The organism is Dyella koreensis (genome assembly GCF_044904565.1).
Lineage (GTDB): Bacteria > Pseudomonadota > Gammaproteobacteria > Xanthomonadales > Rhodanobacteraceae > Dyella_D > Dyella_D koreensis.
The window spans coordinates 1,132,848-1,146,759 of sequence record NZ_JADIKD010000012.1 but is presented as its reverse complement, the minus strand read 5'-3'; the positions used below and the strand labels follow the sequence as shown (position 1 = coordinate 1,146,759).

The following is a 13,912-nucleotide window of genomic DNA, read 5'->3' as shown; positions in this document are numbered from 1 at the left end:
GCGGTCAGCCCTTGGCCTTGCTGTGCTTCTTGTCCGGCTTGGCTGCCGGGGCGGGAGCGACCGCAGCGGGAGCAGGTGCCGCGGCACTGGCCGCGGAGGCGGGTGCTTCTTCGCCCACGACGTTGGCGACATTGACGACCACCAGCGGATTCGGCACGTCATTAGCGAATGGACCAAGGCCGCGCGTAGGCAGCGCGGCGATCTTGTCGATCACGTCCATACCTTTCACCACCTTGCCGAATACGGCGAAGCCCCAGGTGAGGCCGCTCTGGTTGCCGACGTAGTCGAGCCGGCGGTTGTCGACCAGGTTGAAGAAGAATTGCGAGGTGCCGGAGTTGGGATCGGCGCCACGTGCCACAGCAATGGTGCCGCGCAGGTTGGACAGGCCGTTGTCCGCTTCGCTGGGTATGGCCGAGCGCGTGCGCTTGGGCTGCAGGTCGCGGGTGTAGAGGCCGCCCTGGATCATGTAGCCGGCGATCACCCGGTGCAGCGCGGTGCCGTTGTAGTAGCCGTCACGCACGTACTGCAGGAAGTTGGCGACGCTCTTGGGTGCCTTATCGGGATACAGCTCGAGGGTAATGTCACCCATCGAGGTATGCATGACCACCTGGGGATGGGCCTGTGCGGCAGGTGCGGCGGCGGCCGGCTTGGCGGCTTGCGCGGCGAGCGTGAACGGCAGGATCAGCAGCAGGGCGGTGAGCAGGAGTCGTGGCATGGCGGTTCGGGCGGCGTCGGGCATCCGGGCATCATACGCGGCGGGCGTGAGGCTTGGCTTAAAGAGCCACGCATTCACACGGCGGAAAGGTTGAGGCTCAAGCCCAGTTCGGACATCGGGGCCTGCTCCTGTTCGAGATCGGCTTCGGTCAATGGATGCTGTTCCAGCCAGTTGCGCGGAAGGGCCAGGCGCAGGCGCTGGGAGGTGGCGGCCAGGCGCATCTGCGGCAACGACTCCGCACGGCGGGCGCGACGGAACAGCACGGCCAGGCGCAGCAGGGCGGTGATCTGGCGGGCCAGGGTGCGATAACGCTGCGGCAGCGTCGAGAACTGTGCCTTGTCCGGCTTGCGGCGATGCGACTCCACGATGGCGGCGAGCAATTGCTGTTCCTGTCGCGAGAAGCCGGCCAGGTCCGCATGACGCAGGATGTACGCGCCGTGATGGTGATGCTGGCTATGCGCAATGGCCAGGCCGATTTCATGCACGCGCGCCACCCACGACAGCCATTCGCGCGCCTCGGCATCCAGCTTCCAGGACTTGGCGACCTGGTCGAACAACATCAGCGCGGTGGATTCGACGCGGCGCGCCTGGGCGCGGTCGACGCCATAGCGGGAGGCGAGCGCATCGATGCTGGCGGTACGCGGATCGGTGCCGCCGGCGCGGCCGAGCAGATCCCACAGCAGGCCTTCGCGCATTGAGCTTTCGCACACGCGTAGCCGTTCGATGCCCAGCGCTTCGAAGGCTGCCTCGAAAATCACTACGCCGCCGGCGATCACGGGCGCGCGGTCTTCGGCGAGACCGGGCAGTTTGAGCGTGCTGATCTGGCCCTGGTCGATCAGGGCATCGCGCAGCGCGCCCAGCGAAGCCGGGGTGACGCCGTGATCGGAAAGCTTCATCGCCTGCACCACCGAGCCGATCGCCTTGGCCGTGCCGGAGGATCCGAACGCATCCACCCAGCCCGCCTCGCGGTAGTCCTCGGCGAACTGCTGCAGCAGCACGCCGATCTCGCTGCGGGCGCGCTGCCAGCGCTTGCGGTTGAGCTTGCCGCCGGGGAAGAAGCGCAGCGTCGAGGCGATACAGCCGGCCTGCACACTCTCGGTATGCATCGGGGCCAGGCCGCGGCCAATGATGAACTCGGTGCTGCCGCCGCCCACGTCGATCACCAGGCGGTTTTCGCGCGATGCCGGCAGGTCGTGCGAGGCGCCAAGGAAGATCAGGCGGCCTTCCTCACGGCCCGAGACGATTTCTACCGGATGTCCCAGCGCGGTTTCAGCAGCGGTAAGGAACGATTGCGGTGACGCGAGGCGGCGCACGGTATTGGTGGCTACCGCACGCACGCGTGCCGAAGGCACGCCGGCGATGCGCTGACCGAAGCGAGCCAGGCAATTCAAGGCGCGGGCGCGGTGTTCGGCATCCAGCGTGCCGTCGGCGCGCAGGCCTGCGGCCATGCGCACGGTCTCGCGCAGACGATCGATCACTCGCGGCTCACCATGCTCCACCCGCGCCACCACCATGTGATAGCTGTTGGAACCCATGTCCACGGCGGCGATCAGTTCGCCGTCCTTGATCTGAATCGGATCGCCTTGGCTCATGCGGGGACTCGTTTCGTGCAATGAGACGGGATTCTCGCACGCACCGAACCGGATGCGTCAGCCCGGCGCTTCAGGCAACCGTCGGGCTCAGCTTATCCAGCAGGAATTGTTGTGCCTCGTGCGGTGCGGCTTCGTTCGGCTGGGCCCGGACGTAATGGCCGTCGCTTTGCAGTAGCCACGCTTGGGTGTTGTCTTCCAGATAGTTGGCCAGAGCTTCGTCGTATACGCGCTTCGCCAGAGCAGGATCGAGGATGGGGAAGGCCACCTCGATGCGCCGCATCAGGTTGCGTTCCATCCAGTCGGCGCTGGCGCAATAGGTTTCCGGCGCATCGCCGTTGGCGAACCAGTACACACGGCTGTGCTCGAGAAAACGCCCGACGATGGAGCGCACGCGAATGCGTTCGGAAATACCCGGTAAACCAGGTCGCAAGGTGCAGGCGCCGCGCACGATCAGGTCGATCTCCACACCGGCCTGCGAGGCGCGGTAGAGCGCTTCGATCACATGCGCTTCGTTCAAGGCATTGAGTTTGGCGACGATGCGCGCCGGCCGTCCGGCCAGTGCATGCGCGGTCTCGCGCTCGATCTTGGCGACCACGCTCTTGTACAGGGTGAAGGGCGAATGCAGCAGGCGCTTGAGCTGGATCATCGGCCCCAGGCCGGACAATTGCTGGAAGACCTTGTGCAGGTCTTCGCCGATTTCCGGGTTGGCGGTCATCAGGCCGATATCGGTATAGGCGCGGCTGTTGGCCTGGTGATAGTTGCCGGTGGACAGATGCACGTAGCGGCGCAGCAGTTCGCCCTCGCGGCGCACGATCAGCAGCATTTTGGCGTGAGTCTTGTAGCCCACCACGCCGTATACCACCTGCACGCCGGCTTCCTGCAGGCGCGTGGCGAGGCGGATGTTGGCTTCCTCGTCGAAACGCGCACGCAGCTCGATCACCACGGTGACATCCTTGCCGTTGCGCGCGGCTTCCACCAATAGATCAACTAGCGGTGTATCCACACCGGCGCGGTACAAGGTCTGCTTGATCGCCAGCACATTGGCGTCCTGCGCGGCTTGTCGCAGCAGGTCGACCACGGTGGCGAAGGATTCGTAGGGGTGGTGCAGCAGCACGTCGCGCTCGCGCAGCACTTCGAACTTGCACTTGCTGGCGTCGAAGGCCTTGGGCAGCTGCGGGGTGAAACGCGGGAATTTCAGCTCGGGCCGGTCCAGTCCGTCATAGATGGTGCCGGCACGGATGATGTTGACCGGACCATCGCAACGATAGACGTCGCTCTCTTCCAGTTCGAAGTTGGCGATCAGCATGGACACGATCGCCTTCGGGCAGTCGGCACCGATCTCCAGCCGTACCGGGCGCGCGTAACCGCGACCCAGCAGTTCCTCGCTGAGCGCGCGGGCCAGGTTGTCCACTTCGGCCTCTTCCACCATCAGCTCGCTGTTGCGGGTGACGCGGAATTGGTACGAACCGGCGACCTTGAAGCCGGGGAACATCTGGTCGACGAAACCCTGCAACAGTTCGGCGAGGAAGACGTAGTGATCGCCGGGGCCGCAGACTTCATCAGGCAAGCGGATGATGCGCGGCAGCGAGCGCGGAGCGCGCACCAGGGCCATGTGGCCTTCGCGCCCGAACGCATCGCGGCCCTTCAGCACCACGGCGAGGTTGAGGGTCTTGTTGAGGATGCGCGGGAACGGGTGCGCCGGGTCCAGGCCGAGCGGCGACAGCACCGGCAATACCTCGTTCTCGAAATAGCCTTGCAGCCAGCGGCGCTGGCGATCACTCCAGCGATCGCGGGTGAGGAAGTGGATGTTCTCGGCATCAAGCGCCGGTTTCACTTCGTCCTGCCAGGTCGCATATTGCTCGGACACCAGATTCAGCACGCGCTTGCGGATGCGCGACAGCAGCTCGCCGGAAGCCAGGCCATCCGGCCCGGGCGCGGCGGAGCCGAAGCTGTGGTGATGCTTGAGCATGGCCACGCGCACTTCAAAGAACTCGTCGAGGTTGTTGGCGACGATGCTCAGATAGCGCAGCCGTTCCAGCAGCGGCACGCGCGTATCGCGCGCCTGGGCGAGTACGCGGAAGTTGAATTCGAGAGCGGCCAGTTCGCGGCTCAGGTACAGCTCGGGGGCGGCACGGTCGATCAAGGGAGACGGTGTGGCAGGTTTACGGCGCATCGGAGCATTCTGGCGGATGGCGCCCGCAAGCACATGCGGCACTGCCGCGTACTGTGATGGGCCACTCGGCGACCGTTCACCCGGGCGGCCACGTACTCGGTAGGAGCGCACCCTGTGCGCGAAAGCCCTGCCTTGCAGGGCCGGTATCTATAGGAGGGTCAGAGTGCGGCCCTTTCGGGCCGTTTCGCGCACAGGGTGCGCTCCTACATCTCGTCCGAGGTGCCGGGCTTGAGCAGGCGCTCGTGGCCGAAGCAGCAGGAGAAGGTGGAACCCTGGCCGGGTTCGCTTTCGATCTCCAGCCGTGCCTGGTGCAGATTCAGCACGTGCTTGACGATGGACAGGCCCAGGCCAGTGCCGCCGCTGTCGCGTGAGCGGCTAGAGGAGACGCGGTAGAAGCGCTCGGTCAATCGCGCCAGATGGGTGGCCGGAATACCGAAGCCGGTATCAGTCACCGAGTAAGTGGCGCCTTCCGGCGTGCGCTTCCAGCGGACCGTGATGTTGCCTCCGGTAGGTGTATAGCGCACGGCGTTGCTGACCAGATTGGACAGCGCGCTGTGCAGATCCTTGGGCGAGCCGAGCAGATCGGCCTCGGCGGTGGATTCCACCGTGATGTGGTGGCGGCCCTGACTCAGCGCTTCGGCTTCCTTGCGGATGGTGGCCAGCAGCGGTGTCATCGACACGCGCTCGTCGGTCACGTGCTCCTGCGTTTCCAGGCGCGATAGCGTGAGCAGGTCTTCCACGATCTGCCCCATGCGCTTGGATTGCGCGCGCATTTCGCCCAGCACGGGTGCCAGTTCCGGCACATCTTCCGGATCGATCAGTTCGAGATAGCCGTGGATCACCGTGAGCGGCGTGCGCAATTCGTGCGACACGTTGGCGACGAAGTCGCGGCGGATCTGTTCGAGCCGGGTCAGATGGCTGATGTCTCGGGCCAGCAACAAGCGTTGACGGCGGCCGAAGGGCAGCAAGGTGACATTGATGTGGCGGTTCGGATGGCCCGGTGCCACCACGTCATTGAGCGGCTCGTGTGCGCCGTCCTGCAGCCAGCCGGCCAGTTCGGTGGTGCCCATGCGCTCGTGCAGATGAGTGCCTCGGTCCTGCGGACGGCGCAGGCCGAGCAGATCTTCGGCAGCATGGTTGAACCAACGCACGTGCTGCTCGTTGTCGAGCAGAACGACGGCGTCGGGCAGGCTGCCGGCGGCGCTGCGCAGATCGCGCAAACTGGATGCAATGCGACGGGAACGCGTCATGAAGCGGTCATGCTGCAGGGAGCTGATAGTGGGGTTTGACGGCATGATGTGCCGTGTTACATGACGGATTCGAGTCAGCAGCAAGACGATTTCCGCGATGGCGACAAGCGCCACCCCTGTAGCGATATGGCCGTTCGCGAGCCAGCCCAGCAGTCCGCCCGCAAGCAAGCCGGCCGCGAGTGCGGCCGGCAGTTTCCAGGAGCGGTCGAAGAACTGGAGCATCGGGAGTCAGCCATGGCGCCGAAACGGCGAGCAAGCATATCGGCAAACGCTGCCGGTCCCGCAAACGGAATGAGAGCCGGCTCTTAGACGCTGGCCGAGAACCGGTAGCCGGCACCGCGTACGGTCTGCACCATCTCGTCCAGCTTCCACGGTTCCAGCGTCTTGCGCAGGCGGCGGATATGCACGTCGACGGTGCGCTCCTCCACGTACACGCTGCCGCCCCACACATGGTCGAGCAGCTGCGCGCGCGAGTAGACGCGTTCCGGATGAGTCATGAAGAAATACAGCAGACGATATTCCGTGGGGCCGATCGGCACCGCGTCTTCGCCGGCGAACACGCGATGGGCGGGGCCATCGATGCGCAGTCCGCCGAGTTCGACCATGCCGGAGCCATCATCGCCCTGGCTGCGCCGCAGCACCGCCTTGATGCGGGCGACCAGCTCGCGGGTGGAGAAGGGCTTCACCACGTAGTCATCCACGCCGGCTTCGAGGCCGTTGACGCGGTCCATTTCCTCGCCGCGGGCGGTGAGCATGATGATCGGGATTTCCCGGCTCAGCTCCTCCTTGCGCAGGCGGCGGGCCAGTTCGAGGCCGCTGGTGCCGGGCAACATCCAGTCCAGCAGAATCAGGTCGGGAACCTGTTCGGCAATGGATATCTGGGCGGCTCGTGCATCGGCAGCGTGGGCCGCGTCCATGCCGGCTTTGCGCAAGGCAAAGGCGACCATGTCGCGGATCGATGCTTCATCTTCAACGATCAGGATGCGCTTATGCACGCGATGTGGTCCGCTTGGGGTGGCCTATGACGCAATTATTGCAGCGGTCCAATGTTACGTCGCGATGACATTTCACGAGGGCGAGACGAAAAATCGCCTCGAATGGCACAAATAACTCGAAAAAGAGGCCTGGGTCCCTAATGTGAATCGCCCATGGCGCTGAAACAGAGTCGGCCGGTGCAGTTGTCGGAGGGTTTCTGCAACTGCTGTTGGCGGCCTTCGGGGTTGTCCTCGGTCTGCACCCGGCGCTTGCGCAGCTCCATCACCAGCGGAGTGAGATCGCTGATGCGGGCCTGGATGCGGGCGCGGGCGTAGTAGTCCAGGTCGGGGCGCTTGAGCAGGCGCTTGAGCTGCTCCATGGCGTCGAAGGGGCGGCCGGAGAGGTAACTGGCGTCGGCATAGGCCTCCCCGGCGCGCACCGGGTCACCCGCCTTGTCGCTGGCGCGGGCATAGCTGCGATAGAGCTCCGGCTCCTCGGCGTTGTCCAGCATCGGGCGCAGCATGTTGGCCGCCTGGCCGGCGTCGGCGGCATTGCCGCCCTCGGTGAGCGCCCGCGCATAGCCCAGGGCGATGGCGCGATTGCGTGGCGACTGGCGGTTGAGTTCGGCGTACATGGTAAGCGCCTCGCCGCGATGGCCCGCCTGGAAGGTGGCGTCGGCCTGGGCGATCTGCAGCACCTGGCTGTCGGGGTAGTTCTTCAGCAGCGGCTTCAGTTCGTCGACGGCCTTGCCGGCACGGCCGCTGCGCAGGAGTGCCAGCGCGTAACCGTAGCGGTTTGCGGGCGTATCGAAGCCGTGCTGCCTTTCCAGGTTGGAGGCGTAGTAAGTGCTCAGTTGCAATGCGTCACCCGACAGCACGCGTACCCGCTCGCGCATCAGCCCGTAGGTGTCCAGGCCGCCTGTGCCGTTGCGCGTGTTGATGAGCGCGGTGGGGTCTTTCACATAGGCGATCGGCGCGGTGCTTTTTTCCCACTGGTTCTTGACCAGGGTGGGTGCGGCGGGGCGCTGCTTTTGTTCCGCCAGCAGCGTGCCGGCGCGCGACTTGGCGTCGCTGATGCGCGAAAGCGTCACGGGGTGAGTCTGCAGCAGTTCGGGCACGTCGCGATCGCCGCCGGAGCCGGCGCGCAGGGTGTCCTGCATGCGCTCGAAGAAGGTGGCCATGGCGGTCGGGTCGAAGCCGGCGTTAGCGAGGGTCTGGATGCCGGCGCGGTCGGCTTCGACTTCGTCCTTGCGGGTGAAGTTGATCTGCCGCTGCAGCATCAGGCCCTGGCCACCCATCAGCACCGCGCCGGCCGCATCGCCGGCATGCGCGCCGGCGCCAGCGGCGATGGCGCCGAGCAGTACCAGGGCCATCAGCGGCGCATCTTTTTTCGAAGCTTCGAATGCGCGCTGCAAATGGTTCTGCGTGATATGGCCGATTTCGTGGGCGATCACGCCGGCCAATTCGCTTTCGCTGTTGGTGATGTCGATCAGGCCGGAGTTCACCGCGATGTAGCCGCCGGGTGCGGCGAAGGCGTTGATCACCGAGTCCTTCACGATGAAGAACGAGAAATGATCCTTGGGCTTGTCGCTGCTGGCGACCAGGCGGTAGCCCAGGTCGTTGATGTAGTCGTCCAGCATGGCGTCGTCCACCACCATGTCCATGGCACGCATCTGGCGCAACATGGCGGCGCCGTAGTCCTGGGCTTCCTGGGGCGAGACCAGGGCGTTGGCGGAGCTGCCCAGATCCGGCAGGCGCACGCTGCTGTCTTGCGCGCCGGCGGCGAAGGCCAGGCTGGCGCAGATCAGGGTGGTCAGGAGGCGGGGGACGAGGGTGCGTGGTGCCATGCGCATAGGTGGGTGACAATATCACTTGTGACCGCTATCCAGCGGTGTCGGTTCATTGGGGTATCGGCTTGTTTTTGGGACGTTTGTCCCCAATTAGCCGGCCATTGTCGTTTTTTGTTTCGGAGTGTCGTCGTGCCCAAGATCGAGGTCTATTCCACCGCCGTATGTCCTTACTGCATCTCCGCCAAGAACCTGCTGAAGTCGAAGGGGCTGGAGTGGACTGAAGTGCGTATCGACACCGACCCTGCCCAGCGCGAACTGATGCTGGCGCGTAGCGGCGGCCGCCGCACGGTGCCGCAGATCTTCATCAACGACCAGCACGTGGGCGGCTTTGACGATCTGGTCGCCGCCGATCGCAGCGGCAAGCTGGCCGAGCTGCTGGGTAGCGCCGCATGAGCGCCGACAAGGGCAAGGACCGCGTCGCCGAGTTCACCGCCTTCCGCCAGCGCATGAACGAGCGGATTCTGGCCGAAGACAATCAGGTCGTGCGCCGCTTCTTCGCGCTGGACACCCAGACCTACAAGCCCGGTGCGCTGGACGTGAAGACCAAGGAGCTGCTGGGCCTGGTCGCCTCCATGGTGCTGCGCTGCGACGACTGCATCAGCTATCACGTGGCCCAGTGCAAGGAGGCCGGGGTGACTCGCGAAGAGTTTTTCGAAACCTTCAGCGTGGGCCTGGTGGTGGGCGGATCCATCGTGATCCCACACCTGCGCCGCGCGGTGGATTTCCTGGACCAGCTGGAGTCGGGCGAACCCGCCGCGGCCGAAGGCTACGACAGCCACAGTTGAGGCACGGCGGGCCGACGGTAGCCGGCCCCCCTCCGTGCGAGGTTATGCAATGCTCCATGCGAGTATTTGCAACGCCTCGCGCGGGTTCCGTACTGGCTGCTTCACGCGCCATCGGGGATAATTGAAAGGATTTATGGCCCGGCACCCCCGCATCGGGCTGTTCGATTCTTTCCTTCAAGGAGTTCCCCATGAGCAAGACCATCGCCGTAATCCCTGGTGACGGTATCGGTCCGGAGATCATGAACGCCACGCTGCGCGTGCTTGATGCGCTGGACTGCGGCCTGTCCTATGAGTTCGTCGATGCCGGCATGGTGGCGCTCGAGAAGCATGGCGATCTGCTGCCGCAGGCTACGCTGGACACCATCGCCAAGCACAAGGTCGCGCTCAAGGGTCCGCTGACCACGCCGATCGGCGGTGGCTTCACTTCGATCAACGTCACGCTGCGCCGCCACTTCGACCTGTACGCGAACGTGCGCCCGGCGATCAGCTTCCCCGGCACCAAGGCGCGCTTCGAGAACATCGACATCATCACGGTGCGCGAGAACACCGAGGGCGCCTACCTATCGGAAGGCCAGACGCTGTCCGAGGACGGTGAAGTCGCCACCTCGATCGTGCGCAACACCCGCAAAGGCAGCACCCGCATCGTGCGTTATGCCTTCGAGATGGCGGTAAAGAAGGGTCGCAAGAAGATCACGGCCGTGCACAAGGCCAACATCATGAAGACCAGCTCGGGCCTGTTCCTCAACATCGCCCGCGAAGTGGCCAAGGAATACCCGCAGATCGAGTTCAACGAGATGATCGTGGACAACACCTGCATGCAGCTGGTGATGAAGCCCGAGCAGTTCGACGTGATCGTCACCACCAACCTGTTCGGCGACATCCTTTCCGACCTGTGCGCCGGCCTGGTCGGCGGCCTGGGCCTGGCCCCGGGTGACAACATCGGCGAGAGCGCAGCGATCTTCGAAGCCGTGCACGGCTCCGCGCCGGACATCGCCGGCAAGGGCATCGCCAATCCCTGCGCGCTGCTGCTGGCCGCCGCCGACATGCTCGATCATCTGGGCATGGTGGAGAAGGGCAACAAGGTGCGTCAGGCGATCCGCGACACCATGGCGAACGACCGCGACAGCGTGACGCCGGACCTTGGTGGCAAGGGCAGCACCGCCACGTTCGGCGATGCCATCGTCAAGCGCGTCAAAGCCTGATCGGCGTTCCATTGCCAAACGAAAAGCCGCGGCATGTCCGCGGCTTTTTTGTTTTCTGGATCGGCGCCGGGCGGGTCGCTAGGATCAGCGGCCAAACCATCCCTGTCTCGGGTCGATCGCGCGCATGACGTTCTGGGTTTTCCTTTACCTTGCCGCCGCTTTACAGGCTGCCCTGCTGGCGTTGGCGCTATGGCGCCGGCCGGTCAACCGCGAGGCGAATCGACTGCTTGCTGTATGGGTGGCGCTGACCGGCGCCGACCTGGCCGTGAAGGCGATTTACTGGCATCTGCTGTCGCCGGAATGGTTCCGCGCCTATCGCTTCGTGGCGCTGTTTCCGTTCCTTTACGGCAGCCTGTTCTTTCTCTACGTGCGTGCGTTGACGCAGGCGCGCAGATTCCAGTGGCGTGACGTGGTGCATCTGCTGGGCTTTGGCGTGATGCTGGTGCTCAACGGTTATGTCTGGGTGATGGATCACGCGCAGTTGCAGGCGTTGTCCGCGCGCTGGATTGCGGGTGAGAAGTCGGTCGGGGTGTGGTTCGACGCTCCTTTGTTTATCTATAGCCTTTCCTACGTCGTGGTGGCGCTGTTGTTGGTGCACCGTTATCGGCGTCGCCTGCGTGAGCGGCGCTCCGATGCCGACCGTATGTCGCTGCGCTGGATCGACGCGATGGCGGGGTGCCAGATCGTGATCTGGTTCATTGCCATCGTGCAGGCGGTGGTGAACCTGCCTATCGTCAACTACGGCTTGTTGTTCGGTGCGGTAGCGGCGTGGGTATGCGTGGTCGGTTGGTTCAGCCTTGGCCAGCCGCCAGTCATCGCTGAGCCCGAACCTGCGCCGGCGGCGGCCAGCGAGCTCGAGGCGGCGTCTCTGGGCGCCGGCCAGGACGACGCTCGCTTCGCTGCGGTCGAGGCGCGGCTCTCGCAATTGATGGGTGGGACAGAGGCGCTGTATTTCGAGCCGGCCCTGACTATCGGTCAGGTCGCCAAGCGCAGCGGCTATCCCGAGTACCTGGTATCGGCGGTGATCAACCGCCGTCTCGGGGGCAGCTTCTGGGATTACATCAACCGCTTGCGGATCGAGGCGGCGCGCGTCCGCCTGGCCGATGCGGGCGATACGCGCACCATTCTCGATATCGCCTATGCCTGCGGCTTCACTTCGAAATCCACCTTCAATGCCGCCTTCAAGAAACAAGTGGGCGAGACGCCGAGCGCTTACCGCAAGGTCATGGTGACGGCTGGCGGTGCAACGCCTTGATGATGTCCGCGATCACATCGCCGATGCCGGTGCTGTTCGAGAGGGTGATACCCATGCGCACCACAACCAGCCGTTCCGACGGCACGATCACCACGTACTGTCCGTACGCGCCGCGTGCATAGAACATATCCTTCGGTAGCTGCGGCATGCCCCAGGGCGCATCCCACACCGGCACGCTGCCCTCGTTCACCAGGTTGGTCCAGAAGCCGGCGCCGTAACCGGTCTTGAGCGTCTGCGAGTGGCTGTAGTCCACCCAGCCCTGCGGCAGGATGCGTCGGCCATCGATCACGCCATCGTCGAGGTAAAGCTGGCCGAAGCGGGCGAAATCGCGCGCGGAGGCATACACGTTGCTCGATCCCACCGGCGTACCGGTTTCGTCGGTTTCGATGACCGCGCTGCGCATGCCCAGCGGTTCGAACAGTTCGTGGCGTGCGAAGCGCTCGGCATCGACTGCGCTGCCGCCCGCCGCGTCGCGGATCATGCGCGACAGCAGTACATAGCTCAGGTTGCTGTAGCCCCAGGCCGTGCCGGGAGGATGGGCGAGCGGCGTCTGCGCGGCGTAGCCGGCCATGTCGTGTTCCAGGAACAGCATGCGCGTCATCGGGCTGAGCGGGCCGTCGGTGTTCTCGGTTTCGTCGAAGGGCAGCCCGCTGTCCATGCGCAGCAGATGGTCGACCGTGATGGCGCGGCGTGGGTCAGTCGGCGCTTGCCAGTCGGCGACGGGGGCGGCCTGATCCAGCCGCAGCTTGCCCTCCCGCACCAGGACGCCGGTCAGGGCGTTGATCACCGACTTGGTCAGTGAGTGGGCGTAGATCGGCGTGTCTGGGCTGTAGCCCGGCGCGTAACGCTCGGCGATCAGCTTGCCATCGTGGAGCACCACCACTGCCTTGGTCAGTCTTGGGTGAGCCGGGTTGGGCTCGGCGAAGGCTTTATCGAGTGCCTGGCGGATGGCAGGGTCGGCTGGTTCGACCGGCGCCTGCGGGTAGGGGCTGGCGATCGGCGCCGGCACAAAGCCGTTGGCTTCGGGCACCGGCCCATTGCCGTGGACGAGCAGGCAACCCAGGCCGGGGCGGAAGACGGCCCGCGCGGTAAAGCCGCCGAGCAGGGAGGCGCGCACCTCGCGCTGAGCGCGATCCACTTGGTAACGGATCGCCCAAGCGACGCTGCTCATCAATGGGCGCTGTTCCTCGCGGAACATCTGATCAGGGCTGAGCCCGGCGACGAAGGCTGTCGCGCAAAGGGACCGGCTGACCGAGCCGGTGGCGGTGTAGAGCAGATCCTTGCCCGCCGTATTGATGTAGACGACCGCGATCAGGACGACCGCCAGCAGGGTGCCGAGAATGATTTTCAGGATGCGCAAAGCCATGGGGATCCGCCGGATTCCAGTGAGTCGGGGTGGTCAGCTTGGGGTGTGAGGGCTTTGTCCATCGTCCGATCCGGCGGAGTCGTACGGCGCGAGAACGGCGTACTGATGCGATTCGCCCGATTCGGACGTCGCTGGATTGGGTTGCTGACTACCCCTTCCACGGCAAATCCCTCTCCCGCCGGGAGAGGGGGCCGGCAGGCGGGAGAGGGGTCGGTCGAAGCAGGTGGTTCGGCTCTGGCGAACCCTTCAGGACTCAGGCTGCGGTCTTATGCATCCCGGGCCGATAGCTACCCGCCTCGGTACGCGCAGCGGCATTGATCCGGTTCCAGCTGTTGATCATCGTCACCAGCAGGGTCAGGTTGACCAGCTCGCTTTCCTCGAACTGGGCGCGCGCTTGTTCGTACAGGGCGTCCGGCACCGCGTCGTGCGGGTCGAGGTGCGTCAGCGCCTCGCACCAGGCCAGGGCGGCGCGCTCACGTTCGCTGTAGAGGGACACCTCGCGCCACGCGGGCAGCAGATACAGGCGCTGCTCGGTCTCGCCGGCGGCGCGCGCATCCTTGCTGTGCATGTCGAGGCAATAAGCGCAGCCGTTGAGCTGGGAGGCGCGCATCAGCACCAGTTCGATCAGGGTGTTCTCCAGGCCGCTGGCGCGGATGTTGTTGCCGAGTGCGAACAGCGGCTGGAGGGCGTTGTAGTGCTTCTGGATGGCAAAACGGGACATGGGGGGCTCCTTGAATGGACGCAGCCGGT

The 13,912-nt window shown here is 65.0% G+C and carries 12 protein-coding genes; 4 read left to right on the top strand and 8 right to left on the bottom strand.

Translation table 11 applies throughout. The features are described from left to right. Positions 1-4 precede the first annotated feature (4 nt). The 6 genes from ISS97_RS20160 to ISS97_RS20135 form a co-directional block, all read right to left on the bottom strand. A complete protein-coding gene (locus tag ISS97_RS20160) occupies positions 5-715 on the bottom strand; it encodes a peptidylprolyl isomerase (protein ID WP_379984390.1) in 711 nt (236 codons plus the stop codon). A 74-nt stretch (positions 716-789) separates the two neighbouring features. Next, on the bottom strand, positions 790-2,307 hold the full coding sequence (locus tag ISS97_RS20155; protein WP_379984391.1) for a Ppx/GppA phosphatase family protein: 1,518 nt from the start codon (positions 2,305-2,307) through the stop codon (positions 790-792). Between the two features lie 70 nt (positions 2,308-2,377). Continuing rightward, entirely contained in the window at positions 2,378-4,480 is a 2,103-nt protein-coding gene (gene ppk1 / locus ISS97_RS20150) for a polyphosphate kinase 1 (protein ID WP_379984392.1), read from the bottom strand. A gap of 203 nt (positions 4,481-4,683) precedes the next feature. Next, complete coding sequence (phoR, locus tag ISS97_RS20145; RefSeq protein WP_379984393.1) at positions 4,684-5,952, bottom strand: phosphate regulon sensor histidine kinase PhoR; 1,269 nt, start codon at positions 5,950-5,952, stop codon at positions 4,684-4,686. Positions 5,953-6,035: 83 nt separating this feature from the next. After that, a complete protein-coding gene (gene phoB, locus ISS97_RS20140) occupies positions 6,036-6,725 on the bottom strand; it encodes a phosphate regulon transcriptional regulator PhoB (protein ID WP_090450288.1) in 690 nt (229 codons plus the stop codon). Between the two features lie 137 nt (positions 6,726-6,862). Next, positions 6,863-8,557: a M48 family metalloprotease gene (locus ISS97_RS20135; RefSeq protein WP_379984394.1), complete on the bottom strand. Its 1,695-nt coding sequence runs from the start codon at positions 8,555-8,557 to the stop codon at positions 6,863-6,865. 126 nt (positions 8,558-8,683) lie between these two features. Between ISS97_RS20135 and grxC the strand changes: the two genes are divergently transcribed. The 4 genes from grxC to ISS97_RS20115 all read left to right on the top strand — a co-directional run bounded on the left by grxC (position 8,684) and on the right by ISS97_RS20115 (position 11,796). Then, a complete protein-coding gene (grxC, locus tag ISS97_RS20130) occupies positions 8,684-8,947 on the top strand; it encodes a glutaredoxin 3 (RefSeq protein WP_379984395.1) in 264 nt (87 codons plus the stop codon). Next, entirely contained in the window at positions 8,944-9,339 is a 396-nt protein-coding gene (locus ISS97_RS20125; protein WP_379984396.1) for a carboxymuconolactone decarboxylase family protein, read from the top strand. The genes grxC and ISS97_RS20125 overlap by 4 nt, the downstream gene beginning before the upstream one ends. 188 nt (positions 9,340-9,527) lie before the next feature. Further along, the gene (locus ISS97_RS20120; RefSeq protein WP_379984397.1) at positions 9,528-10,541 is read left to right on the top strand and encodes an isocitrate dehydrogenase; all 1,014 of its coding nucleotides are present in this window, start codon (positions 9,528-9,530) and stop codon (positions 10,539-10,541) included. A 124-nt stretch (positions 10,542-10,665) separates the two neighbouring features. Continuing rightward, positions 10,666-11,796 (top strand): helix-turn-helix domain-containing protein, encoded by a 1,131-nt coding sequence (locus tag ISS97_RS20115; protein WP_379984398.1) that lies wholly within the window; start codon positions 10,666-10,668, stop codon positions 11,794-11,796. Here ISS97_RS20115 and ISS97_RS20110 read toward each other — a convergent pair. Further along, positions 11,765-13,162, bottom strand: a complete 1,398-nt coding sequence (locus tag ISS97_RS20110; RefSeq protein ID WP_379984399.1) for a serine hydrolase domain-containing protein — start codon at positions 13,160-13,162, stop codon at positions 11,765-11,767. The two genes, ISS97_RS20115 and ISS97_RS20110, sit on opposite strands and share 32 nt — an antisense overlap. 253 nt (positions 13,163-13,415) lie before the next feature. After that, complete coding sequence (locus ISS97_RS20105) at positions 13,416-13,883, bottom strand: carboxymuconolactone decarboxylase family protein (RefSeq protein ID WP_379984400.1); 468 nt, start codon at positions 13,881-13,883, stop codon at positions 13,416-13,418. Positions 13,884-13,912 lie beyond the last annotated feature (29 nt).